At 61.5% G+C, this 26,941-nt stretch carries 12 protein-coding genes; 6 read left to right on the top strand and 6 right to left on the bottom strand.

Annotated elements, in window-relative coordinates:
- Positions 1-337 precede the first annotated feature (337 nt).
- From EIY72_RS27655 to EIY72_RS27640, 4 genes are all read right to left on the bottom strand, one after another.
- Positions 338-12,853, bottom strand: coding sequence for a filamentous haemagglutinin family protein (locus EIY72_RS27655; protein ID WP_093221803.1), 12,516 nt, complete (start codon positions 12,851-12,853; stop codon positions 338-340).
- A 270-nt stretch (positions 12,854-13,123) separates the two neighbouring features.
- Complete coding sequence (locus EIY72_RS27650) at positions 13,124-14,065, bottom strand: FecR family protein (protein ID WP_093221807.1); 942 nt, start codon at positions 14,063-14,065, stop codon at positions 13,124-13,126.
- A gap of 37 nt (positions 14,066-14,102) precedes the next feature.
- A complete protein-coding gene (locus EIY72_RS27645; RefSeq protein ID WP_093221811.1) occupies positions 14,103-14,648 on the bottom strand; it encodes an RNA polymerase sigma factor in 546 nt (181 codons plus the stop codon).
- On the bottom strand, positions 14,645-15,298 hold the full coding sequence (locus tag EIY72_RS27640) for an STN domain-containing protein (protein ID WP_093221816.1): 654 nt from the start codon (positions 15,296-15,298) through the stop codon (positions 14,645-14,647). The genes EIY72_RS27645 and EIY72_RS27640 overlap by 4 nt, the downstream gene beginning before the upstream one ends.
- Before the next feature lie 221 nt (positions 15,299-15,519).
- Between EIY72_RS27640 and EIY72_RS27635 the strand changes: the two genes are divergently transcribed.
- Entirely contained in the window at positions 15,520-15,837 is a 318-nt protein-coding gene (locus EIY72_RS27635) for a hypothetical protein (RefSeq protein WP_093221822.1), read from the top strand.
- A gap of 246 nt (positions 15,838-16,083) precedes the next feature.
- Here the strand turns inward: EIY72_RS27635 and EIY72_RS27630 are convergent, their stop codons facing one another.
- Positions 16,084-16,527, bottom strand: coding sequence for a carboxymuconolactone decarboxylase family protein (locus tag EIY72_RS27630; protein WP_093221831.1), 444 nt, complete (start codon positions 16,525-16,527; stop codon positions 16,084-16,086).
- A gap of 203 nt (positions 16,528-16,730) precedes the next feature.
- Between EIY72_RS27630 and pdxR the strand changes: the two genes are divergently transcribed.
- The 5 genes from pdxR to EIY72_RS27605 all read left to right on the top strand — a co-directional run bounded on the left by pdxR (position 16,731) and on the right by EIY72_RS27605 (position 21,502).
- Complete coding sequence (gene pdxR, locus EIY72_RS27625) at positions 16,731-18,164, top strand: MocR-like pyridoxine biosynthesis transcription factor PdxR (RefSeq protein ID WP_093221835.1); 1,434 nt, start codon at positions 16,731-16,733, stop codon at positions 18,162-18,164.
- A 131-nt stretch (positions 18,165-18,295) separates the two neighbouring features.
- Complete coding sequence (locus tag EIY72_RS27620; RefSeq protein WP_093221840.1) at positions 18,296-18,589, top strand: antibiotic biosynthesis monooxygenase family protein; 294 nt, start codon at positions 18,296-18,298, stop codon at positions 18,587-18,589.
- 163 nt (positions 18,590-18,752) lie between these two features.
- On the top strand, positions 18,753-19,163 hold the full coding sequence (locus tag EIY72_RS27615; RefSeq protein ID WP_093221845.1) for a cupin domain-containing protein: 411 nt from the start codon (positions 18,753-18,755) through the stop codon (positions 19,161-19,163).
- 229 nt (positions 19,164-19,392) lie between these two features.
- The gene (locus EIY72_RS27610; protein WP_093221850.1) at positions 19,393-20,106 is read left to right on the top strand and encodes an ATPase; all 714 of its coding nucleotides are present in this window, start codon (positions 19,393-19,395) and stop codon (positions 20,104-20,106) included.
- Positions 20,107-20,257: 151 nt separating this feature from the next.
- Positions 20,258-21,502 carry an NHL repeat-containing protein gene (locus EIY72_RS27605; RefSeq protein ID WP_093221855.1) on the top strand — a complete coding sequence of 415 codons (1,245 nt, stop codon included), beginning with the start codon at positions 20,258-20,260 and terminating at the stop codon, positions 21,500-21,502.
- Positions 21,503-21,561: 59 nt separating this feature from the next.
- Here the strand turns inward: EIY72_RS27605 and EIY72_RS27600 are convergent, their stop codons facing one another.
- On the bottom strand, positions 21,562-26,463 hold the full coding sequence (locus EIY72_RS27600) for an NAD-glutamate dehydrogenase (protein WP_093221860.1): 4,902 nt from the start codon (positions 26,461-26,463) through the stop codon (positions 21,562-21,564).
- Positions 26,464-26,941: the final 478 nt, after the last annotated feature.

Below are 26,941 nucleotides of genomic sequence, written 5' to 3'. Positions count from 1 at the left end.
ACCGCGGCAGGGATGCCGCGGTAGCCGCCCCCGGCCATGGATGGCCGATGGCGGCGGGCCCACGGAGCAGGACCGGAGCGAGGGCATGCCGAGCCTAGGCGAGGCACCGAACGAAAGGGGCAAGAGCCCTTGGTTACTTGGGGCTCCTCCAAGTGACCCGCCGTAAGGGCGGAACCCTAAGTAGGCGTTACCGCAGCAACGGATATGTACACCAGTAAAAATTACGTAGCCCCATCCACAGCCATCGTCGGAACGCCGCCCGGAGCAAGCTCGCTCCCACAGGCAGCAAAAAAAGGGGCGGCCCAACGGCCGCCCCTTCATGCACATCACGCCATCCCTACAAGGTCAAACGCCCCCGCTCCTCCTCCGTCAACTGCGCCCGTGCGCGATCGTCGAGGGTCCCGGCACCGAGCACCTGCACCGGACTGTCCGGGTTATAGCTCGGTGTCGGCGTTGGCGCACGACTGGCGCCATCGCTGCTCGGCGTCAGCGGTTCGCCGCCGAAACCCAGCACCTGCACGGTGACGATCGATGGCTGGTTCTTGCGCGCCGCTGCCTGCTGCTGACGCGCCACGTCGTCCGCCGCCATGCTGGCCGAGGTCGCCGCGGAACTGGCCGAGGTGATCGCCCCGGTGTTCACCGTCGCCGTCACCGGGATGCCCGACGACTTGCCCTGCACCTGGATGTTCGCCGCGTTGACCACCCGCAAGGCGATGATGTTGATGTTGCCCGACACACGGATCCCCGCCTCACCGGCGTCGATGGTGCCCAGCGGTGCGATCAGGTCGATGTCCCCCGGTGCGACCTCGGCAATCGGGTTGAGCGTGGCGATACCGGCGCCAGTGCTTGGCACCGTTGGCGACAGCGCGACGTTGCCCCAGGTGTCGTAGGTACGCCTTGGCGGAGTGAATACCACCGTGGTTTTCGAACCCCGGCCGGCGTTGATGTCGCCCTCGGCGGACCAGGCGAGGATGCCACCGCCGAAGGTGGTCATGATCCGGCTCTGACCCAACAGGATGCTGCCTTCGGAGTACAGCTGGATGTTGCCCACACCCTGGGTGACGATACCTGCCGTGGACGGCGGCGCCGCGCCTTCGACACCGAACACCTGGCCGCCGCCGGGGGTAAGCATCTGGATGTCGCCACCAAACAGGGTCTTGACCCCAGCGCCACCGAACAGGGTGATGTCACCGTCGTAGCGGATCGTGTTGCCGGCCACATCGGTGGTCGGGAAAAACGCGGCTATCGCATTACGACCGCGCAGGTAGCTGCCCTGCCGCGGGCCGGTCTCGTCGCTGTACTCGAGGCCACCAGCGCGCAGTTCGGCGAAGTACACCTGCCGCGCGAAGATCGCCTGTTCGGTGCCCGGCAGTGTGGCGTAGAAGGCTCGCGCCTGCTCGCCGTCGCCACTGAAACCGTAGCTCAGGGTCAGCCAGGACAGCAGTTCCTCGTCGTAGGTCTTGACCACCTTGCCCGGCTGTTCGCTCAACGGCGTGCCGCTGACGGCCTGGTTTTTCGGGTCCAGGTAATGGGCAATGAAGCGCCCGTAATCCGGGCCTTGTGCCCCAGCGCCAGCCTGCAACACCACGCTCGCCCCCGGTCGCTTGTCACCTGCCACGACCGGCCCGATGCTGTTGATGCTTGCCCGGTTCTCCATGAGGATGTTGCGCCCGGCGTTGATGTCGAGGGTGCCGGGGCCACCGATGTCGAAGCTGCTGTAGAGGATGTCGCGACCAGCCCAGACACGGGAGACATCGTCCGGATTGTTGTGGATGAACAGGTTGCCACTGGAGGTCACGTTGGCCCCCAGATCACCCGGAACCACAGTCGGTTGCCCCAGGTAAGTGCCCGACGCGACGATGTCACGCCCGGCCATCATCCAGACCGGTCCCGCCGCTTCGTACCAGGTACGCCCGGTCTGGGTGAAGCGTAGGGTCTCGCCGCTGCGAATCCCGACCAGATCGCCGGTCAGTGCATAAATTCGGGCCGGCGACTGAACACCGCTGAGACCCGAATAACTGTCGGCGCCAAAGGCAAACAACGGGTAGATCTGATTTCTTAATGCCGCGACGCCATCTGCGTTGCGCGTGGTTCGCAGCGAGATAGCATTGTTGAAGCGGTCCTTGCCATAACCGTCGAAGGCCGGTGCGAATGGCGTGGCGATCGCCAGCGGGCTTGCGCCTGACTGATTGATCGCGTAGCCACCCGCGTAAATGGAATCACCTGCCAGCAACTCCAGTTGGCCATTGGACGAGGGGGCCAACAGCAGCGAATACGTCCTGGTCGTCAGGTCGCCGCCTGTACCATTGAAAGTGGCCGAAGGGCCTGCGTAAATGGAGCCCTGACCTGCCACCGCCCGCAGGATGGATGGGTACACGAAACGACCATCACTGGGCGAAGTATTCAAACCCGGCACCCTGTCGCGGGTGACATTGACCTCGCCCATCTGAGTACTTGGCGTGAGGTTGCCGCCTGCAGAAAACAGATCGATCGAGGTGTGATCGGTCCACAGCGAAAACCCGGTCAGGCCGCCTCCGGCATGCTCGACACCATCGGCCGTCACGAACGCCGTGGAGTTCTGCAGTGTCACCCGGCCGGGATCCACGGCGCCGCCCAACACCAGGTCGCCACGGGTGTTCAGACGCATGTTCGAATCGCCGGGGATCAGCACCAGTCCCCCCGTGGCGCTGGCCTTCGTTGAGGTGAAGGGGTCAAAGGCCCGGGTTTCCTGCGAATCCTGCTGCGTTGCCATTTCACCGTACTGCAGATTGATCCCGCCCACCGCGCCGCCGGTCATTTGCACGGCACCCCGCAAGTTGACCAGCGTACCTTGCAAGTCATGCCTCGGCAGACCGGTTCCGCTGGCATCCGCCCGGGCCTGCAATGAGGGGTTGATCGAGCCACCGATGCGAATGTCCATGTCGCCACCACCGGTCAGCAGCAGGCTGCCGTCCGCGCCGACACGCCCCGTACTGCCGACGGCCACGATCAAGCCCTGACTGCGCGGGTTCGAATTGACGGCGTAATCCCCCAAAGGCCTGAGCATGCCGCCATCGCTTCCGGCTTGCAGGGCAATGTTGCCGCCACCGAGCGTGCCGAAGCCGGTGAAACCCACCAGCAACGGCCCCGGCTCGACGCCATCGTCAGCCAACGGCTGGGCTGCATAGGTACCGAAGTTGATCCACCAGGCTGTCAGTTGGTCCGCCTCACCGGTGCCCTGACGCCACAACCAGTTCCCTACCGCATCACTCGGTACCTGTATCGGTGTCTTCGCGGTGCCGCTCGTGCGGCGCCCGAGGCTGTCGCCCGAAACCGAACCGCCCGCGCCAATTGTCAGGTTGCCACCCAACTCCGGGTACCAGGCCTGATAAAGGCTGGTGCTACCGCTCACCCACTGTTCATTTTCCGTGTCGGTACTGCCCAGTACCGAGCCATCGTCGGACATTCGTCCGCGGGCCAGGTTGTAGCGAGGGTCGACATTACTGGACTGGGTACCGGCGGTGTACACGCCAAAAGGCGAAGTCATGCTGAGGTTGCCCGCAGCCATCAGGTCAAGGTCACCGGTGCCGGTGCGCAGGACGCTGAACATCTGCTTGCGGACTTCGGCACTTTTACCCGGTTTGTTGACGATGCAAAGCGTCGGATTTTTTGCACACTCATCCGCCATGTCATCCGGCACCGGCGTCCAGACCGGTCCTACACCATTGCCCGGCGCCCAGACCAGCGGTGCCATCGGCGCGCAGATACCGGGAATCCATTCACAGTAATCGATCATGTCATCGGGAACCGGCTCGTAGGGCGGCATGCCGTATTCGTTGTCCCCGGCCCAGACCATTCTGGCGACCGACTCGGTCACCTTCAGGCCATAGTGGGTATCGGCCAGCCGCAGGTTGCCTTGTACGGTTTCGGGCTTCACCGTGCGGCTGTCGGCAGCCTCCAGATCGGACCCGGCCACCACGCGCATGGACCAGGACGTGCTGCCCGACGGCAGCATGCTGGCCAAGGCCCAGTTGCGTCCTTGCCGGGAACCTTCAAGCGGGCGCAAATCGATCATCCCGGCACCGTCGGGCAATACCACGGAGGTCATGGACGGAATCAGCGAACCGCGCAACAACGCCAGGTCCCGCTCGAGCACGACGCCACTCGAGCCGAGGGTATCCGGATCGTAGCGTGTCGGCAGAGGAACGCCCTTGGGCCAGAGCATGGCTTGCATCAGGGTGTGCTGGTTCAAGCGGGTACCGGCGCCCAGGCGACTGCCGGCGGGCAAGGTCACACTGTCGGTGAGCAAGGCGCCCGCGGCGTAGAGCAGATTGCCCGCCGCATCGTGAACCGCTGCTGCCAGGACCGTACCGGCACTCAGGGTGTAGGTCTCGGCCAGAATGGCCTCGGTGGGCAGCAAGGTACCATTCAACAGCCTGGCGGCCTGTATCGGCAGGTCGTAGTTCAACACCGCGCCTTGCGGATATTGCGTGCCCCCGGCCAGGGTCACCCCCGTACCCGGCACGATCAGGTCACCGCCGAATGGCTGACGGCCGGCCACCAGTGACCAGCCGCCATCGTCCGCGGTATCCGGCGGCGGCACAAAGCCGTCGTTGATACTGCCGTAGATGTCGAGGTTGCCACCGGCGCGGATCACCAGGTTGCCCGATTCACCCGAGCCATATGTCGAAGTCTTCTGCGTGTGCCGATTGAGGCTGGCATAGCGGTAGCCGGACAGGTCCAGGTCGCCCTGCACCACCAGGTCGCCATCGGCGGTTTTGCTGGCAATTTCCACGCCTGGACGCAGGTGGAACGCATCGGCGTAAGTGGCGTTGTTCAGCCCCGCCAGTTTGCGCTGCAACAGATCGCTGTTGGCCAGGGCCGCGTCGATGAACGCAGTGCTGTCGACATGGATGCGATCCAGGTAAGCCTGATCGATGACTTGATAGGCCCGCCCGCTGACCGCAGGATCAGTGCCGTCGAGCGCATCGCTATAACGGCGTGTGCCGTTGAGCCCGATGGAGCGCGCGCCCTGTATGGAGAGTGCACCGCTGGCATCGATGGCGATATCGCCGCCGCCCAGGCGTGGCGCGTTCAACTCAAGGGTGCCGCGTAGTGCACCGTCGTTCTGTCCCGGCAGATTGCCGAGCGCTGCGTCGGTGCCATGACGCAGGTCGATGCGTGCACCGGAAGCGAGTGTCAATTGCCCCTCCCCGGAATTGAGTTCCACCATCGCGCGGTTCGGCGCGTCGATGATCTTGCCGTAGCTGTCGACCCGCAACACGCGGCCATGAGCATCGAGCACCGCGTTGCCGGCCAGGACCAGGCCGTTACCGGCAGACAGGCGAATGCTGCCGACCCGCTCGCTGCTGGCGTCGATCAGACCGAGCACCGTGAGGCTGCCATTGTCCACCGAGACATTGACCTCGGAGGCCTTGACCCCGTCGCCGATCACCAGATTGCCTTGTTTGAGCTGGAAGCTGCGACTGCCGTAGACCTTGCCCAGGTTCAGGCGCTGGTTGAGAGCAGCAAACGCCTCGCTGACGTCACCGTTGCCCAGGCGTTGGGCGCGAATGTCCACGCCGCCCGCCTTGTACGGCACCCAGGTGCCACCCGCATCGTAGAAGCCGCTGCTGGCGCCGAGTATCTCGCCCTGTAGATCGACCACACCGGCGCCCGGCGCCAAGGCCACGGCACTGAAGCTACCGGCCTGATTGTTGCTGGCCGAGAGGTCGATGCGCGAGCCCGCAGCCTGACGGATGTTGCCCTGACTGCTGTAGAGCGAAACATCACCGCCCCAGCTGTATTTGCTTACCTCGTTGAAGGGCAACGTGCGCCCGGCCAGGTCCAGCACCGTGTTGCCGGTCAGGCTCAGGTCGGCTTCGGACTTGACCACCAACTTGCCGCTGGCCAGGGCGATGCGACCGTCGAGCAATACGTTGCGTCCCTCGAGAGTCAGTTCTGCACCCAACGCATCCGCCACCCCCGGCGCACCGTTGCCGAGCGGTGAAACGAAGTTCAGGTTGTTGCCCGCCTTGAGCAGGTTGACCGAGGCCGCTTCCCCCGTCAGCAATGGTGCACGCAGGTTCAGGTTGCCACCGCTGTAGGTAAAACCGTTGACCGGGTCATAGGCGCCCTGTTGCTCATACACCGCCAGGCTGCCCTTGTGGTTGGCGGTGATCCGTTCGCTGGCAGTCAGGTTGACGTTGGCAAAACCCAGCGCCAGTCGATTGTTCTGCTCCACGCCACTGGGCTGCGAGATTGGGCCATAACCGAACTCGATGCGTTGCGCTTGCAGGTCCAGGCTGCCGTGCCCGGAACCCGCACCACCACTGATCACGGCGCCCGGCGCCTGGGTCGCACCGTTCCAGGCCAGATTCGCCGTGCGGATACTGGCCACGTCAGCCGTTTCGCCGAAGCCGTAGATGGCCGGAGTGGTGATCACCAGGCTGCCCAGGCGGCTCAGGCCAGTGTGCGGGTCCAGGGTATCGAGGCTGACCGTGCCGAAGAAGTTGAACGAGTCGCGGGCGGTCAGGCCGAGGGTTTCCATGGCCGGTGCGCCGTACTGGGTGTCGCCGCGCAACAGGCGATCGAGCACATTCTGGTTGAGGGTCAGGCCGACCGGCACCCGACCGTTTGCCGCGGCGAATGCCTCGGCGCTGCCAACATTGACAGCACCGACGGCCAGGGTCAGATGGCGCGTACCAAAACGCACCGCTTCACCCAGGTCGAACGGCCTGTCGGTAGCGATGGCGATACTGCCGTTGGAATACAATTGCGCAGGATTCACGCACGCCAGGTCAGCGCAGGTACCGATGCGGATACTGCCACCGTTGCCGCTGGTGTTTGCCGCCGCCGGTGCCAGGACATTGTTCCAGCCATTGGACACCAGCAGCAGGCTCGCTTGCCCGGGTGCATAGTTGAAGCCGCCCAGGGCGCTGTACGGCGCCTCTGCGCGCCCCAGAGTGTTGATCCCGGCCCCCGCTTCGATGTTGATGCCGGTGCCGTAGGTACTCACCAGCATCAGCACTTCCGGCGCTGACAGCACCGCACCTTCGCGAACGTCAACGCCAAATGCGGTGTCCCGGAACGAAATGATGTTGCCGCCGGAACCATAGGTGACGATGGGTGTACCGCCGATGGTCAATCGGCCGGCGCCCAGCTTGTTGAGGGTGTCGGCGTACAGCGATACACCCTCGAAGCCCGCTGTCCGCTCGCGCCCGTCTCCGAGTATTTCAATGTTGCCACCCTTGATGACCGCAGTGCCGGTCACGCCGCCCTGCGCGGCATTGAACAACGCCTTGCCGTTGAAATTCAGGGCGATGTCATGATCGACGCTGTTGTTGAATACCAGGTTCAGGGCCCGGCCATCCATCGGGGCCTGAGCCCGGGGTATGCCGCGACGCGCCGCATCGCTGATGATGAACTGTGTGAGGCTGGTTTCGTTGTATTGAGAGTAACGGCGCAGTACATCCGGTGAAGTCAGGATGATCTGGCTGGCGAGGCTGTCGCGCAATCCGCTGTTGGCAATCGACATCTGCCCGGTACTGCTCCACGAGCCATTGCGCATTTTCAGCGCACCCTCGGAAACGCCCGGCGTCGCCTGACCGTTGACCTCGACCCGGAAGGCTCCCGGCAGCAGCGCAAAGGTTGAAGGCAACAAGGTATAGGTACCCGCCGCCAACCCCGGCACACCGGCACCAATGGTGATCTGCTGACCGATGCGCGGATCACTGGCCCCCTTCTCGCCGAGCATGGGTGCATAGAGGCTCTGATTGCCCGGAACGATGGCGTAGACCGGATTACTGCCAAGCCCCGGCAGACTGAAAGTGCCATCGGCGGCATTGCGTACCAGTGGATTGAAACGTGCATCGGTCGAACCGCCCCGCCCGGAAACGAACCCGGCACCGCGCAGATCTCCCCCTCCGGACAGGTCGATCAGTGCACCGTCCTGCACATCGATGTAGCGGCTACTGAGCGTCACGCCCGACTTGTCACTGGTGATGCCGTTCAGCAGGACAGAACTGTTGTTGTAGCGGTAATCGATACCGTCGGTGGTGCCGCCGTAGGGCATGACCAGCCCGGCGGCACTGACCGAAGTCGTGCTGCCGGACAGTAAACGGACTTCGTGGCTGATGATAAGTGCATCGCCACCCATCATGACGCTGCCCAGCGGCGCCCGAATGACACCACCTTGTTCAATCTGCCCGGCATACAAATCCAGCGTACCAAACACCGAGTACGGCATTGCCGGCAGCGCTGCGCCCTTGCCGCTGATGCGTAAAGTGCGGTTTGCGTCAACGCCATAGCCCTGATACCCGGCACGCACAATCGCACGGACGTCGCTGGCGGGGTAAATCTGCGCGGCACTCAGGGTCAGGTCACCCGAAGTCCAAAGGTTCGAGCGGTTGCCATCTGCGGGCGCGAGGATTCGCAGGTCGCCACGGCTGTCGAGCGTGACCTGGTCAAAGCCGCGCTGATTGACATCCAGGCCGGGGCCGCTGAGTTGGGTGATCAGGCCATGGGTACCGAAGGACAGGCTGTTGCCCACATCCAGCAGGTCTGCGCGGGCGGTGAAGTGAGCCGGGGCAAGCTCAACGGGCATGGTCGTGGTGTTGATAAAAGGCAAGACCGGGCGGTACACACCAAACTGGGCATAGTATTGCCCCATGCCGGACAGACGCAGGTACGGTGCCGCCAGGTTGATCTCGGCATCGTCCTTTGAACCTTTCGCCAGACCCAAGGAGACGGCGAACAGCGACAGGCTTTGTCCCATGTGCAGATCGACATCGCCATCGAAGGACAACAGGCCGTTGCTGAACAGGTTCAAACTGTCGAAGCCACCGGCCATCAACTGGTCGGCGCTCAGTCGCGTTGTGCCATAGCGCAAGCCACTGTTGGCCTCACCGGGCTGCAAGTCATCCGGTAACAGCGAACCGTTCTGGCGTTGAGTAATGACGATTTCCCTGCCGACCCGAACGTCTCTGCCGGCCATCGGATCCAGATAGAGCGGGGTTTCCTGAACGATATCCAGACGTCCACCAGCAGCCCCCGCGCCGCCCGCCGCCGCGTGCAAGGAGCCTTCGAGGAACACCCCGTTGTAGGAGCTCAGGACAATCTTGCCGCCGTCCGTCGCCACAGGCGTGGGCCCCTGCCCGGCAATGTCCAGGATTGCCGAGGCGCCAGAAGCCTCCAGTCGCGCACCGTTGCGGACGATGACGTAGGCATCGGCCGCCGTCGCGCTGGCCTTTGCGCTGTCGATCTCGCCGCCGATGATAATGCTGCCGCCCTTGCCGACCTGACCATAAACACGCCCCAGGGTGTCCACACCCGTGAAGACGCGCCCGGCAACATCCAGCACGGCTTGCTCGCCGATCCAGATCGAACGGTTGTGAGCCTTGCCATCGGCGTATTGCGGCGACGTGGCAGGATCCGCAGAACCGAATTGTTGCTGGCGGATATCAATCGTGCCGCTCCAGGCATTGAGCTCACCCTGCAGGGTGATTTGCCCGGCGCTGCGCAGCGTGATGCGCTGGCCGGGGTCCACGCTGATGCGCGAGCCCAGGCCGAGGGTCAATGTATTGGTCGAAGGATCCGACAGCGTGGACAAGATTGAGCCAACCTGTAACGCCAGGCTGGCGCCGCTACGTTGTGTCAGCACACCCTTGATCGGGTTTTCCTGGAACAGCGGCGGCGTCCATAACTCCAGTGCCATCCGCGGATCGACGCCACTTGGCTGGTTCGCCGCTGAATCACTGAAACGGTAGATCGGCATGGTCACGTCGATCACAGTGTCATCCGGCACCTGCAGCGTTTTCAGTCCAGTGACGTTGTAAGCGGAAAAGCCCTGTTGAAACAGACTCGGCTGGAGTTGCAGGCTGTGCTCTTCCGAGGGGCTATCCGCTTGGCCAATCACGATATTGGCGGCCTGAACCGTCAGGCTACCGCCGCCTGTTACGCCGTAACCACGGATCTCGCCGTCCAGCACCATCTGCGATTTGCCCGGTGCCGTGATTGCGCTGGATTCAAGCGTCGCATCGCCACCCTTGCCGCCGCGGGTCTTGCCGTTGGCCAACACGGCCCCACCGGACGACACGTCCAGCACACTGCCGTCGAGCAGGTTGATGTCGCCGCTGCTGCGGATGGACACCAGGCCGCCGTTGATGTAAGCCAAACCGGCGACTTCGCCCGGCTCGGTGCGCAGGTTGCTCCAGAGTCCACGGCTATCCAGCTGCACACCGTTGGCGACATTCACCTGCGTCGAATTGCCATCCGGCGCCTTGATCAGGACATCGGCACGGGCACCGTCCCTGAACTGACTCAAGACGTTGCCCAAGCGAATGCTGCCGCCGCGCGCGATAAGGTCGGCGTTGACCTGCACATCGGGTGCGAACAGGGTGATATCGCCGCCTGCGTCCACCGTCACGGCCGCATCGACGTCGATGCGGTCTTTGCTGGCGACCTTCAGCGCGCCCAGGCGGAAACCATTGAGCTGCTGCGTGTCGAGGAACAGTTTGCCTTTGCGGGTGGCGGACACTTCGCCGAGCAGGTCAGGTATTTCGTCGCTGGTCGCCGGTTCACCGCCGAGCTGCACCTGATCGAGTACTGGATCGTGCGCATACATCAGGCCACCGGTTGCCGATGACCAGCGCGGGACGTAACTGCCGACAATCAACTGCGCACGGCGCGCCAAGGCCGTCTGCGACTGGGCATAGCCGTCGAGCCCGGCACGAGGCGCCTGACTCTGCCGCTCACCCTGGAACACCTCGCCCAGCAACTGGCCGTCGAGCACGGCATTGTTGGTGGCAATCACCAGCTGCCCGGCATCGCGGCCTACCGTGTAACCCGACTCGAAGCGCTCTCTCGGCGCGATCAATGGGTTGAAGAAGTATGCCGTCTGCCCCCAGCGCTCGCTGTGGTCCTCATAGCCCTTGTAGAGGCCGGTGTAGAGAATGTCACCCGGTGCGCGGGACACCTCATACAAGCGCCCGTCGGCGCCGCGCAGCCAGCTCTGCTTGATCATGCCGCTCTGCACGTCCAGGGTGCCGCCGGACAGATTGATCAGCGAGCCTTTCTCGGTGACCACATCGTTACCGGTAAAACTGACCGTACCGCCCTGGGCCATCCACTCGCCGATGCTGTGGCTTTGAGTACCCAGATAACCGCCGACTTCCAGCAGACCACCGGCGGTGTACCAACGATCTGTTGCGTAGCCATTGGTGCCGGCGGGCACGTAGATCAGCTCGCGCACATCGACCCACACATCATTGCTGTTGAGTGTGCCGCCTTCGCGGTTGAGTGACGAGTCGCGCTGCTCGTTGCCCTGGACGTTGATCTTGATGTTGTTGACGCCCATCGACACGTTGACCCCGAGGGCACCCGACACATCGATCAACGCGCCCTCGCGCACCAGACTGCGTTTGCCGGCCGCGACCGCCACCTGACCGCCAGTGGCAAGCGTGATCGAGCCGTTCTGGAGCTCCACCGTACCGCCGCTCTTGATGTCGATGCGCGACTGGTCGCTGCGGATGGGATTTTCGCCGGTCACACCGGTCAAGGCTGCGTCATGTTGGCTGTCGAGGGCTGACAGTTGGCTGCTGTCGAGCATGATCGCTGTGACACCGCCCTGACCCAGGGTCACGCTGCCACTGGTATCGGTACTCGGGTTGAGCAAATGAATCGTACCGCGAGTGGCCACCGATGTGCTGCTGAGCAACACGCCGTTCTGCACCACCTCATGGCCGGTCAGGGTGATGTCGCCGGTGGACGCCTGAATCAGCCCGCTGTTGCGCACCTTAGCGGTGCTGTCAGCCTTGAAGCCCGGCACGACTTCGCTGCCGAAGGTGGTCGAGAACCCGTTGCCTTCGGTGCCTGAACCTTTACGGATATAAAACCGGTCCCCGGCACCAAGCACGGTCTGGCCCTTGGCGGTGCTGATGGTACCGGCGTTGTCCACTTCACTACCCAGCAGCAAGGCGTAGCCGCCGGAATCGGTCGACAGCGTTGGCTTGTGGGTTTCAATCTGCGCGCCCTGTTCCACCAACACTTTGCCGGCGGCGTCAGTGAAGGTCGGCTGGCTGCCACTGGTGTCGAAGTACAGGCCACGGTCGCGGAACTGGATGTCGGTGATGTTGGCGGCCGCGGCCACCAGGTTGCGTACGTTGACCTGGCTGCTGCCGCTGAACACGATGCCGTTGCGGTTGATCAGCATCACTGTGCCGTCGCCCTTTATCTGGCCCTGGATCTGGCTCGGCCGTGCACTCGGGTCGTTGACGCGGTTGAGCACGGCCCAGTTCGATTGCTGGGCAAACTCGACACTGGTATTGCGCCCGACGTTGAAGGTTTCCCAGTTGAGGATGGCCTTGTCGGCGGTTTGCTGGATCTTCACCGTGGTCTTGCCGTCAACCTGGATCTGCTCCGGCGCCTTGGCATTCTGCCAACCCTGGGTCAGGCCGTTATCGATTTTCAGGCCACCCTCGGCCATGCCGTCCGGGACAAATTGCACCGTGGCAAATGCCGCTGCGCGCCCGGCGGCCTGCGCCGCTTGCTGTGCAGCAATCGCCGCCACCGTGTTATTGAGTGTCTGCACCGAACGTTGCAGTTGTTCCCGGGCCCGCTGCTGTTGCGCCAGTGGCGGGGTCATGCCCGGCAGAGCAGCACCCGGCCGCGCTGCCGCGGTCTGTTGCGCCGCGCCCTTGGCGGCGAACCAGCCGGAACTGAAGGCGGTGGCCGCTTGCGCACTGCCGGCCATCAGACACAGCGCAATGGCCTGGGCCAGCGGCTTGAGCAACCACAGCGCCGGGTCAACCGCGCGAGCGGTATCACGGCTGACAGACAACGGGCGGGTATGGCGTCGGGCTTGGCGAGCGAGCATCACTACTAGGTCCTTTTCAAATGGCGCAAGAGGCCGCAGGTCCGGTAGAACCTGCTGTTACGACATAGGCAGTTGGCGAGGGGCGCGACCGAACGGATGTCACACAAACTTCATGATCGGGGTGTAGCCAAAAAAAATGGCAGCACCGAGGGGAGCTGCCATTGGGCTTTGCAGAAGAGGTGGTACCTGCGGGACTGCGTTATCGTTCTTTGCGAGCAATCTCGCTCCTGCCTGGCAAATCCTTTCTTCAATGAAAAACGTGAATACCCGCTAGCTCAACACCACCACCCCACCCGGCAGCTCGGTGCACTTGACCCCGTAGGCATCGCGGATCAGCAAGGCCACGCCCGCCAGTTGATCCAGGCTGAAGCGTGCCTGCACCTTGCGCTTGCCCAGTTCGCTGTTGAGCAGCAGCAACATGCCCGGGCGATAACGGTTGATCTCGTCGATGACCGACGCCAGCGTGGCATCGTTGAACACCAGCACCTGCTGACGCCAAGCGCTGACCGTCGAGGTATCGACCGCTTGCGGCGCGCCGACGTGGCGGCCGTCATAGGTCAATTGCTGGCCGCTTTCCAGGCGAATGCTGCGCCCCGAAGCATCCACCTGCATTGCACCGTCGAGGCAGGTGACGCAGACGCTCTGGTCGGTGTTGCGCACATTGAACGAAGCCTGGCTGGCGCTGAGCCAACCGTTGCCGGCCTGCACCTTGAGCGCTGCCTGGGTACGGCTCTGCACTTCGACTTCGCCGCTGACCAACACCAGGCTGCGCGTGCCATCGGCGCTGTCCTGACGATTGATGCGCGTCTGGGTGTTCAGCTCCAGACTCACACCATCGGCCAGATCGACCCGACGCTGTTCACCGACCTCGGTCACGTAATCGGCGCCGAGCCCGGAAAAGCCACCCGGCACGGTGTTGCGAATCAGGAAAAACGCAGCCGACGCGGCGATGGCGCCGCCGAGAAAGGCACGCCGTCCGAAATGCCGTGGCGCCAAGGTTTGCGCGGCGGCCGGTTGCAATTGCTGCCACAAGCCCTTGGCACGCTCAAACGCCTGGGCGTGTTCGGGGCTTTGCGCGCACCACTCGCGCAAGGCCCGCGCGTCGGCGACGGTGGCCCGGCCGGAAGTCAAAAGGATCAACCAGTCCTGGGCTTCGCTGCTGATCCGGTCCAGAGGCATGGCCTCAGGCGGCGAAATACGAAAGATGTTCAAGCGCGGGGATACTCACGGATTATTCTGGACTCTTCTATCAAGACGGTTTTCCCGCGCCGGGACCGAACCGCTGAATGACTTTTCTTTCCAGGCGCCCGGCACAATGCCCCAGGGCGGCCTTGATTTCCTTCTCGACCATGCGTGTCGAAATGCCGAAACGCCGGGAGATTTCCAGGTGCGGCGCCTCCTCCAGGCGAGCGGCGATAAAGATCTTGCGCCGACGCGCGGGCAGCTCGTACAGCGCCGTGAGCAACAGCTGGATCTCCTTCTGCCCGCCAACGACCCGCGCCGGGTCCAGGGCTTCATCGGACACCTGCAACAGGTCTTCGATTTCACTGCCGGTCAGCAAACGCGCGTCCGCCTGGCGTCGATCCGCGGCGATGTTCAATGCCATGCGATACAGATAGGCGTTGGGCTGGGCAATGTCCGGCTGCTCTTCCATACGGTCGACCCGCAGCCAGGTTTCATGCAGGACATCGTTGGCCAGGTCCTCGGAGCCCAGACGTCGGCGCAGACGCACTTTAAAGTCGTCATAGGACGTCAGGAACAGCCTGACCATCGTGCTTTTCCCGGCCTCTTTCATCCCCCGGAAACTCCTTTCCACTGTGAGCAATCCATGCGTTTTCCTGATGATTCGGGTAGCAGAAGCAGCGTGACCGGCTGACTCAGCGAACTGGGTGCCGGGCGTTCGATGTCCAGGTGTTGCAAACTCTCCACCAGTACTGCGTCACGCTGTACATCGCCGGTAGAGCTGACCAGGCGACTGTGCTGGACCACGCCGTCACGACCGATCCACAGTTGCAGCAGCGCACGAAAACTGCCCGGCTGGACCTCGGGTGAGCGACACAGGCTGCGCTCGATCGCCACTTGAATCGATGTGGCGTAGTTGCCGGCGATCGGCGATGTACCACCGGCAGGTTTTCCTGGCCTGGCAGGCACCGGGTCGACTTGCGCCACTTTCAGCGTGACGGCATCTGCCCGCGAATAACGCGCCATCAATCCACTGCCGCCGAGCATGCGTTCCAGTGCATCGTTGGCGCTCATCTGCCCCTTGACCGCCAGGGAGCGCCGACCACGGGTCAACTGTCGATCCACCAGCACGGCCATGCCCGTCGTACGACTGAACTGCTCGAGTGCACTGGCCAGTTCCTGCGCGGGTATGTCCAGCGACTGCGCAACATTCGCATCCAGCGAGGCGGCGATCGCGACCGGTGTCATCCACCCGAACAGCATCGCCAGAAAAACCTGGCGCAGGTGAATCGCTACGTGCCGGTACCCGTCCCTGACTCTGCCTCGCTGCACGGCTGGCCTATCCCTGAAAACCGTCATCCTGATGGCTGTATATGAATCTGGTGTGACGGCCACTGCAAAAAAACCATCACGGGACGCCCAACGGCTTTGCTTTAGACTCAAGTCCATGCACGGTCCTCCCGGGACCGGCCAGGAGGCCTTGAATGAATCAGCTTTGGAACCTTGCAGCGGGCATGCTGCTGATTGCCGGACTGCCACTGGCGCAGGCCGAAGACGCATCGGGATGTGTTGAGGTATCGGTCGCCGGTTACAAGGCACCGGACTACAACTGCCTGAGCCAGCAAATGGGCAACAACCCCGATGGTGCCGCCGCTGCGCAGAAAAACCGCGAAGCGATGAACGTACCCATCGATAAACGCCCGCCGAACCAGGTCGGCCTGGCAACCCCCGCGGCGACCGGTACACGCATGGGCAATACCTTCGGCACTTCAGTAAAACCGCAGCGCCCGCCTGCTCCTTGAAACATCGCAATCACTTTAGGAGCGAGCTTGCTGGCGATGGCAGTGTGTCAGGCGAATTAGATGCTGAATGTACTGGCGCCATCGCGAGCAAGCTCGCTCCCACAAGTTATTTATCGTCACGGCATTTGCGTCTGGCCCGGATCCACTGTGGGAGCGAGCTTGTCTCCGGGCGGCGTTCCGACGATAGCGGCGTGACAGGCAACGAGGATGTTGAATGTCCTGACGCTATTACCAGCAAGCTAGCTCCTACAGATCGCTCGGGGTTTGGCGGAAGCTCACGGCCAGCCGGTTCCAGCTGTTGATGGTGGTGACGGCAATGGTCAGGTCGACCATTTCCTCTTCGCTGAACTGCACCCGCGCCAGCTCGAATACTTCATCCGGTACATGACTTTGCGCGAGCAGCGTGACCGCCTCGGTCCAGGCCAGGGCCGCCCGCTCCCGCGGCGTGAAAAAGTTGCTGTCGCGCCAGACCACGATCGAATACAGACGCCGGTCGGTTTCACCCAGACGCCGGGCGTCCACCGAATGCATGTCGGTGCAAAAAGCACAGCCGTTGAGCTGTGAGGCGCGGATCTTGATCAGGTGCAACAAGCCTGGCTCGATGCTGAGATTGCTGGTCAGCGCCTCCATCGCGATCATGGCCTTCATCGCTTTGGGCGACGCGCTGTAGTAATCCAGGCGGGGAGACATGACGCGACCTCGGTCATAGGGTGTGTATGCCACAAGGTAGCGGCTGGTACGGGCGTTTTACAGGGCCAATTGTACGCAATCTCTGTGGACCACTTGGGCAACAGGCCAATTGACGGTTTTTCTGCCACGCAACTTCTGCACGGCAACCGGTGAGGGTAATCTGGCGCGATGCACACGCGCCTCAACCCCCGGAGCCAAGTCGTATGGAACTGCATGTTGTGATCAACGGCCGCAAAGACCTGGCAGGCCAGCTGTACAACCAACTGCGCAGCGCCATCGAGTCCGGTCGATTGGCCGCTGGAACGCAACTGCCGCCAAGCCGTTTGCTGGCCGAGCAATTGGGCATTTCCCGCAAGACCATTTCCGACACCTATGCGCAACTGACCTACGAAAACTTCCTCACCGGCGTGGTCGGCAAAGGCACCTACGTCAACGCACGCACCTCGAAAGTGACACAGAAACAGAGCCACACACAGCTGGCAGGATTCGAGGTGGTCGAATCCTGGCGCAACCTGCCGGTGTTCTTGCGGCATCCGACCCTGGAAGGCTCGTTGCGCTACGACTTCATTGGTGGCGCCACCAGCAAAGGCCAGTTCCCCCAGGATGACTGGCGCCGCTGCACCGCCCATGCGCTGCGCCAGATTGCCGCCGCCAAAGGCTTCTACAGCCTGCCCGAAGGACTGCCGGCATTACGCAGCGCAATTGCCCGGCACATTGCCTTCTCCCGTGGCGTCAATTGCCAGGATGAAGACGTCGTGGTGTGCAATGGCGCCCAGCAAGCACTGGACCTGATCGGCCGGGTGTTGCTCAGCCCGGGCAGCCTGGTGGCCATGGAGGATCCCGGCTACCCGCCAGCGCGCTTGTTGTTCGGCAGTCATGGCGCCACGGTAATCGGCGTACCGGTGGACGACGAAGGCATTGTGGTCGACAGGATTCCCGCCGGTACGCGGCTGATCTACGTCACCCCTTCGCACCAGTTCCCGCTGGGTTTGCAAATGAGCCAGGAGCGTCGCGTGGCCCTGCTGGCCAAGGCCCATGAACTGGGGGCCATCATCATCGAGGACGACTACGACAGCGAGTTCCGCTACTCAGGCCGGCCTACCGACTCGCTGCAAAGCATGGACGAGCGCGGGATCGTCGCCTACGTCGGCACCTTTTCGAAAACCCTGCTGCCCGAGCTACGGCTCGGTTACGCGATCCTGCCGCCGGCCATCCTCGAAGCCGTGGTGCGCGCCAAGCAGCTCACCGACCTGCACACCTCGACCCTGCCGCAATGGGCGCTGGCCAAGTTCATCGCCGAAGGCTGCCTGCTCAAGCACATCCGTCGTTGCCACACGATCTATACCGGACGCCGCGAGCGGATTCTGGCGCGCGTTGCCGGTGATCTCTCGCCGTGGCTCGAAGCCGTGCCGAGCACTGCGGGGTTTCACATGGTGGTGATGTGCAAAGTGCCGGTGGACACGGCACTGGTGATCGACCTTGCACGAAAAGTCGAAGTCGGGCTCTACGCCATCGAGGGCTTTTACTACCAGCAAGCGCCCAAGGCCGGGTTTCTCATGGGCTTTGGCGCCATCGAAACCCTCGATATCGATACCGCCCTCGACCGCTTGCGCGACATCCTGCAGCAAGTGACCTGAGGGATTGGCCTGGGATTTTATCCGGCGATTGGCTATTGGCGCTCGCGTGGCTCAGGCCTATTCTGCATGGGCGTTATCCCTCGACCCTCAATGAGCAGGATTCCTCCGGCCTGATTTCAGGAGTGTGAGCAATGTCCTATGAAGTGATCAATACCGTACAGGTGCAGGCCGCCGCCGGCCGCTCGGATGAACTGGGTAAGCAACTGCAGAAGATTGTCGAAACCCTGCGTGAACTACCGGGCTGCGATTCCTATATGGTCGACCGCTGCCCCGAGGACACCAACCGCTGGACGGTCAGCGCACGCTGGCAATCGGAAGCGGCCATGCAATCGCATTTCAACTGCCCTGAAGTACAAGGTTTCATCAGCCTGATCGATAACCAGTTGGCCAATGCCGTCGACTTCAACAGCTTTCCTATCGTCTGATTACTCGGTCGAAACCCATGGATCGCAGCCTGGCAGCAGGCTGCGATCTTTTTTTGCGCCCGTGTGATTGGCCCCCTCACCTTCGCGAATATTGGCTGTTTGATCGCCTCGGCCTGCGGACTATCGTGGTTTGCAACAACCAACCCACTGCAGGTGATGCCCCATGAACGTTTCGCGCTTTTGTGCTGCCCCTCTCGCCGCCTTGGTCCTGGCCGTTTCCGCCTCGGCATTCGCCCATGACCCATCGGAAAAGGTCACTGTGCTACAAGACGAAATGCTGAAAAACGTCCCCGGGCAAAAGGCGATGATGATTGAAGTCGACTACAAGCCCGGACAGTCCTCCATTGCTCACAAACACGACGGCACGGCCATGGCCTATGTGCTCTCGGGTGCCGTGACCTCACAGGTGAAGGGTGGCGAAGCGAAAACCTACAAGGCCGGTGAATTCTGGTACGAACCTGCCGGGTCGGAGCATCTGGTGTCGAAAAATGCCAGCAGCACCCAGCCAGCGAAGTTATTGGTATTCATGGTATTGGCCCCGGACCAGAAAGTGCTGACCCCATTGGAACACTGATGGCTGTTCGTTCAGCCATAAATAAAAAGGCCCGAAATGCACATTCGGGCCTTTTTATTTCCTCGCGCAATTAACCGCCACTACTTAGTTCAAACAAAACTATTGATCGCTTGATAAGTGCAGGCATGGACAGTTTAAAGGCAGGTTTCAAGGTTTAGTCTGGGAGTCACTGCCGACCAACTTCGGCAACTCAAACTTCCAACTGAAATCGTTTCACTGGAGATACACCATGAAACTTGCGCTTGTCAGTACTTTGACCCTGGCCGCTGTTCTGGCCGGCTGCTCGGTACCCACGGCCCCAACGGCCGTGTCGTCGCTGGACACGCTCTTCAGCCAGCCGGTAGGCCGCAGCAGTGCCATGACCATCGGTAACGCCAGCCATGCGTCGCTGGGCGTGATATACAGCCAGACCACCCAGACTAACCGGGCCTACTTGCAGGACTACCAGGCCAATGCCGGCACCGGCTTCGGCCAGAGCCTGCTGGTGCAGCCGATCCACGATGCCTATGTGGCAACCTCGAACCCGAACTTCGCCGTGGACGGGGTCAAAGCCTCCCTGCAACGACAATTCGGCTCGGTTACGGTGTACCCGGACATGCAAAGTCTGAAAGCGGCCAGACCGGACATTGTTGCCATTATCGACAGTCACAGCCAGTTGATCACCTCGCGCAGTTCGGATGTTCAGGCCGATGTCAGCGCGGATTTTTATGACAAGAATTTTAATTACATCGGTACAGCAAAGGGACATGACGCCAAGTCATTAAGTCCGGTGTGGGCAGACTTCAAGCGCAGCGAGGAGATAGTGGCGGATATTAACGAACAGCAGAATGTTCAAGCCAGGGCATTGCAAAAATTTGACCAGTCGCTCAGTAGTTTATTGACCGGTCCGACAATTAAAGTCTCGACACTGGAGAATAAAAACAGACTTACCCTGCATGAGTGAGCAATCCGTTAGAGTCGAAACACGTTAGACCGCCCCCGTCTACTGTCAATGTTGACAGTAGACGGGCCGTACTCTGTGGCCACTTAATAGTGTTCAGGGTTAAGGGTTCAGTTGTCGCTCAATACCCTCCGACCACCATGCAGGTGTGACCATGAACAAAACACTTGAAAACTCAAATTCGTCCGCACATCTGGATCCTTCCTTTGGTGACGGCGGCAGAGTCATCGTTCCAATTTCGGAGTCCCCTGGCGAAATTCCGGTCATCAAAGGAATAGCAATTGACTCATCCGGGGCAATTTTTTTCGCAAGCGCTTCCGCTGATAAATTCGTTTTAGGTCGACTGCTGAAGGACGGTACCCTGGATGCGGGCTTCGGTAATAATGGGTTCGTTCGTGACATATTTGCCGAGGGTACGTCCTTAAGTACGAGCGTTTCTCTCCTGGAGAACGGATCAATTCTGCTCATGGGCACCCATGTTCATCCGCGCACTCGCAGGATGCCCGGCCTGGCGCTGTTCAGCGCATCGGGCCAATACATCACAGGGTTCGGACAGAACGGTAAAACTGTTGTCCCCCTTCCCCTAACAGTTCCCGAAAACAGCGCTGATCTTTATGAAGCAGAATTTGCGGCCACTAGCAGTTCATCGACAGGGCCAATCATGCTGCCCAATGGAAAGTTGCTGCTGGTGTATGAAAACGTGCTCATTCGTCTACTGAGAAATGGCATGCCTGACCCTGATTTCGACAACGGCAATCACTACCGCCGTATCCAACACCCCAAGTACCCGTCCTCACTGACCAGAATCGTAAAAGACTCTGCCGGGACTGTTGTAGTCAGTGGAACTGCTCAAGTGAATGGTAAATCGACCGGAGTTTTAGTGCGTTGCTTCACTGACGGACACATTGACCGGCGCTTCGGAGAAGATGGGTTCGTTGTGCTGTCCGACCTGGACTTCAACAGTAACATTACAGCCCTCGTACCGCTGAAGCCGCATAAAGTGCTTGCAGTGGGACAAAAAACGTTGGAAAACCGCAAAGGCTATATGGTGTGTCTCGACGAGCAAGGAAAATTCGATACAAGCTTCAACGGCGGAAAACCGGTGTTAGTTCCGTCCATGGAGGATGTTGAGTTCAGTTGGCACACAGCGACGGTGGATCATATAGGTCGAATTGTCGCGACAGGCGGTAGTTTTGGCGGCCTGCCATTTATACCCGTCGGGCGATTCCTGCCAAACGGTCAACCTGACCTGACTTTCAGCAGGAATGAAGGCTGGATCCGTATTGAGGGGCAATTATCAGAAACCGTCACCCTTGATGATCAGGGTCGAATCGTCTTTGGCGGATATACGAGCAGCTCGCCCATTCCGCTTACTACAGTGTTTGGTTTAATGAGCTGAACTCCACGCAGAAAAAAACCCGCATTTCTCAATGCGGGTTTTTTTCATTCAACGCCTGATCAGGCCGCCGGCTCCAGCTCGGCGCTGACGGTAGCCGCGACAGGCGCCACCGCTTGCCCGCTCAATGCCAGGTCCAGCAACTCACGGTTGGCCACCGCATACATGGCGTAGTCAGTACCGCTCGCGGCACGGATTTCCACCAGCATGGCACGCCAGCGTTCGATCATGCCTTCGTGCTGCGCCATCCACAGGGAAAGCCGTGCTTCCACGTCCTGTTTGCCGTCGCCCTGTTGCAGGACCGAGATGGTGATCGCACGTTGCTGCCAGTCGACGTCATCGCGGAACGCTTCACGGGCCAGGGCCTGCCAGTTGTTTTCAACCGGCAGCGCGCTGATCTGTTGCATGTACCAGCTGATGTCCAGCGCACTGCCCACGGCGAAGTAGGCCTTGGCCACGTCCGCAGGGTTCTGGCCGGTCACGTCGGAAGCCTCGATGATCGGCAGCAGCGTGTACAGGTGCGTAGTGCCTGCAACCATGCGTGCCAGCAACTCGGGTACGCCAGCCGCGACGTAGGCCTGGTAGCGGGTCTGCCAGGTTTCGCGGATCTCGCCACTGAGCAGTTCGTCCAGCTTCAGACCCAGTGCCGCCAGGTGCGGACCGAAATGCGCGACGTCACGGGCAGCGTTCTGCTCGTTGCGACGGGCACGCAGGAACCAGCGAGTGGCACGGCGACCGAGGCGCATCAGCTCGTCCATCAGCTCCAGTTGCACATCAGCGGAAACCTTGTAGTCCAGGGCTTCAATCTGACGGAACCAGTGCGGAAGGTGGAAGATGTCACGCACGATCACGTAGGCACCGGCCACGTTCGCCGGGGTCATGCCGGTCGACTCTTTGAGTCGCTGCACGAAGGTGATGCCCATGTGGTTGACCAGATCGTTGGCGATCTGGGTGCTGACGATTTCGCGCTTCAGACGGTGACGACGCATGGCATCGGCAAACTTGTTGACCAGGCTCGGTGGAAACGCAGTTTCCATGTCACGGGTCAGGTAGTCGTCGTCCGGCACCAGGGAGTCCAGCAACTGCTGCTTGAGGTCGATCTTGCTGTACGAGATCAGTACCGACAGCTCTGGACGCGTCAGGCCCTTGCCCGTCGCGGCGCGTTCGGTGAGCTGCTCCTCGGTCGGCAGGTACTCGATAGCGCGGTCCAGCTTGCCACGGCCTTCCAGGTCGCTCATCAGGCGTTTGTACTCGGCGGCACGCTCGTAGGCACGGCGTGCAGCCAGGGACAGGGCCTGAGTCTGCTTGTAGTTGTTGCCCAGCACCAGACCACCGACTTCGTCGGTCATGCTTGCCAGCAACTGGTCGCGTTGCTTGCCTGTCATGTCGCCGGCCTGAACCACTTCGTTCAGCAGGATCTTGATGTTCACTTCGTGGTCGGAGCAGTCCACGCCACCGGCGTTGTCGATGAAGTCGGTGTTGGAACCGCCGCCATTGAGGCCGAACTCGACGCGCCCCAGTTGAGTCATGCCGAGGTTACCGCCCTCGCCCACTACCTTGCAGCGCAGTTCGTTGCCGTTCACGCGCAGTGCATCGTTGGCCTTGTCGCCGACATCGGCGTGGCTTTCGCTGCTGGCCTTGACGTAGGTACCAATACCACCGTTCCACAGCAGATCCACCGGCGCCTTGAGCAAGGCGTTGAGCAGTTCGGTCGGGGTCAGTTTGTCGGCCTTGATATCGAAGCGTTCCTGCATCTGCGGGGAGATGGCAATGCTCTTCGCGCTGCGCGAGAAGATACCGCCGCCTTCGGACATGATACTGGTGTCGTAATCCGACCAGGCCGAACGTGGCAGGTCGAACATGCGCTGACGCTCGGCGAAGCTGGTGGCCGGGTTCGGGTTCGGGTCGATGAAGATGTGCAGGTGGTTGAACGCCGCGACCAGTTGCAGCTTGTCGGACATCAGCAAGCCGTTACCGAACACGTCACCGGCCATGTCGCCGACGCCCACTACCGTGATGCTGTCTTCCTGGACATTGATGCCGCGCTCACGGAAGTGACGTTGTACGCCGACCCACGCGCCCTTGGCGGTAATGCCCATTTTCTTGTGGTCGTAACCGGCCGAACCGCCGGAGGCAAACGCGTCGCCCAGCCAGAAGCCGTAGTCGATGGCGATGCCGTTGGCGATGTCGGAGAAGGTTGCAGTGCCCTTGTCTGCGGCTACTACCAGGTACGGGTCATCGTCGTCATGACGCACGACGTTGGCCGGCGGCACCAGGGCGCCATCTTTCAGGTTGTCGGTGATGTCCAGCAGGCCCGAAATGAAGATGCGGTAGCAGGCGATACCCTCGGCCGCGATCTCGTCACGGCTGCCGCCCAGTGGCAGGCGACGCGGCAGGAAGCCGCCCTTCGCGCCCACCGGCACAATCACCGAGTTCTTCACTTGCTGGGCTTTTACCAGGCCGAGGACTTCGGTACGGAAGTCTTCTTCACGGTCGGACCAGCGCAGACCACCACGAGCGACGTTGCCGAAGCGCAGGTGCACGCCTTCGACGCGCGGCGAGTAGACGAAGATTTCGAACTTCGGTACTGGCTTCGGCAGCTCGGGAATCAAGTGCGGGTTGAACTTGAAGCTGAAGTACGACTTGTTATGGCCGTTGGCGTCAGTCTGGTAGAAGTTGGTGCGCAGGGTCGCCTTGATCAGGTCGAGGTAGCGACGCAGGATGCGGTCTTCGTTGAGCACCTGGACGTCGTCCAGGGCGGTCACGATGGCCTGTTCCAGACGCTGCTGCTTGTCTTCGAGGTCGTCGGCGGTCAGTTTGCGCGCCAGGTAGAAGCGGGTCTTGAACAACCGGGTCAGCTCGCGAGCGATGTCGGTGTGGTTGTTCAGGGTGCTGGCGATGTAGCCCAGGTCGAAGCCCAGACGGATCTGCTTCATGTAGCGGGCGTAGGCACGCAGCAGTGCGACGTCACGCCATGGCAGGCCGGCGGTCAGCACCAGGCGGTTGAACGCATCGTTCTCGGCATCGCCACGGACGATGTGGACGAAGGCGTCCTGCAGGGTGTCGTTGAGTTGCTGGATATCCAGGTCCAGGCCTTCGGCGGCGGTGAAGGCGAAGTCGTGAATCCAGAACTCGCGGCCGTTGGTGTGGCGCAGACGGTACGGGAACTCACCGAGCACGCGCAGACCGAGGTTTTCCAGGATCGGCAAGACGTCGGACAGTGCCAGCGGGGTATCGGCGTGATACAGCTTGCAGTGCAGTTCGCGCTGGCCGGACACCTGGCCCAGCGGCTGGTAGAAGCTCATCACCAGCGGATTTTTTTCGCTCAGGCTCAGCAGGTGCTGCATGTCGACCACAGCCGAGTGAGCAGCAAAACGCTCGCGGTAACCGGCCGGGAAGCCTTTCGGGAAGTCGGCCAGCACGTTGGTGCCGTGGGCTTCGCCGAAGCTTTCGACGGTCAGTGCCGCGTAATCGTCCTGCCAGCTGCGGCAGGCCTGGACCACTTCCTTTTCCAGCAGCAGCGGGTCGATGTCGAGACGATTTTTTGGATCGACACGCAGGATCAACTGCACGCGGGCCAGTACCGACTCAGAGAAGAAGGTCCAGAACTCGCAATCGCTGGCTTTCAGGCGATCCATCAGCACTTGCTGGATCTTCTGCCGCACTTCGGTGGAGTAGATGTCACGCGGCACATAGGCCAGGCAGTAGCAGAAACGGCCGTAAGGGTCTTTGCGCAGGAACACGCGGATCTTGTTGCGTTCCTGGATCTGCACGATCGACATCACCGTGCTGAACAGCTCGTCCACCGGGGTCTGGAACAGGTCGTCGCGTGGCAGTACTTCAAGTACCTGCGCCAGTTCCTTGCCCAGGTGAGCCTTGGCCTGGAAGCCGGAGCGACGCTCGATTTCCTCGACCTTGCGGCGGATGTAAGGGATGACGCGCACGCTTTCGCCATACACCGACGAGGTGTACAGGCCCATGAAACGGCATTCCTTGATGACCTTGCCGTCGGCGTCGATTTCACGGATCGACACGTAGTCAGGGTAAGCCGGACGGTGCACACGGCTCGGGTGCGCAGCCTTGGCGAACGACAGCAGGGTCGGTTCGCGCAGATAGTTCACGGCGTAGTCTTCGATGCGCAGGTCATCGTAGGTCAGGCCGGCACGCAGCAGTTTGGTCAGGCCAAGGAAGGAATCCTTGTCGTAGACGATGTGGCCGCCATCGGCCTCATCGCTGACCACGAACTCTTCGTAACCGAGGAAGGTGAAGTGGTTACCCACCAGCCATTCCAGGAAGCTCTTGATTTCGCTCTTTTCGTCGGCATCGACGGCGAACTGGCTATTGTCCAGTTTGGTCAGGATGTCCTGGACCTTGGCCTTCATCGGCTCGAAATCGCCGACGGCCACACGGACTTCACCCAGTACCTGCTCCAGTTCCTTGCTCAGCACGTTGAGCTCGGCGGTGTTGGCGCAGCGGTCGATTTCCAGGTACATCAACGACTCTTGCAGGATGTCGTCGCCCTGGGTGCCCTTCGGCAGGATTTCCAGCAGCTCGCCCTTGCTGCCGCGACGCACGCTCAGCACAGTGGTTTGCAGGGTGTGGATGCTGTAGCCGCGACGGTTCAGCTCGGTACGCACCGAGTCCACCAGGAACGGCAGGTCGTGGTGCAGCACTTCGACCGCGGTGTGGGTCGACTGCCAGCCGTGGCGTTCGTAATCGGGGTTGTAGACGCGCACTTGCGGTTGCGCGTGATCGAAGCGCTCAAGCAGGCGCCACGCAGAAAGGGTACAGCCAGCGAGGTCGGACAGGCGACGCTGGGTCAGCTCGTCCAGGGAAATGATGCCGAAGAATTGTTCAGCGAACAGCGCCACTTGTGGCAGTGCCTGTTCACTGATGTGCTGCGCCAGTGCCGCTTGCAGTTGGTGCTGGAAGTCGGCTTTGCTGGCTGCGGTGAAGAACGCCATCTGTGGTACTCCGCTTGGGCTTGTTATTGATGGAAGCGTCGCGTGCTACAGCCCTTTTCAGGGCCTCCGTCACCCGGGTCCTGATTCTCGGGCAGAGGAAACAGGGTGACAGGTGGGTGAAGCTGGACGAGACACTCGGGTCACATTCACCTTCCGTGAATGGGCATCTGCAAAAACGACTGGCCAAGGGGTAGATCCAATGCCTTTGCAGGTAACCATTGGTTGCGCAGCTTAACGAGTGCGGCAAGGCCCGTGCTTGCGGTGCTGCGACATATTCGGTCATCGGCACGCAGCACAAGGCACGCGCACCTCGAACAACACTAGCATTTGCACAGGAAAATGACGGTTTGATGCCAGTTCCTGCTGGACGTCCGTACCAGAAATGACCGGCAACAAACTGTCCGTTCATAATGTGACACCAGACACTTTCATCAGCAGAATTCCCTCAGGGATGGCAGAATTGCCGCCATTGCGCCTA

The sequence above is a fragment of the Pseudomonas vancouverensis genome (assembly GCF_004348895.1).
GTDB lineage: Bacteria > Pseudomonadota > Gammaproteobacteria > Pseudomonadales > Pseudomonadaceae > Aquipseudomonas > Aquipseudomonas vancouverensis.
This window is presented reverse-complemented; position numbering and strand designations above follow the sequence as displayed.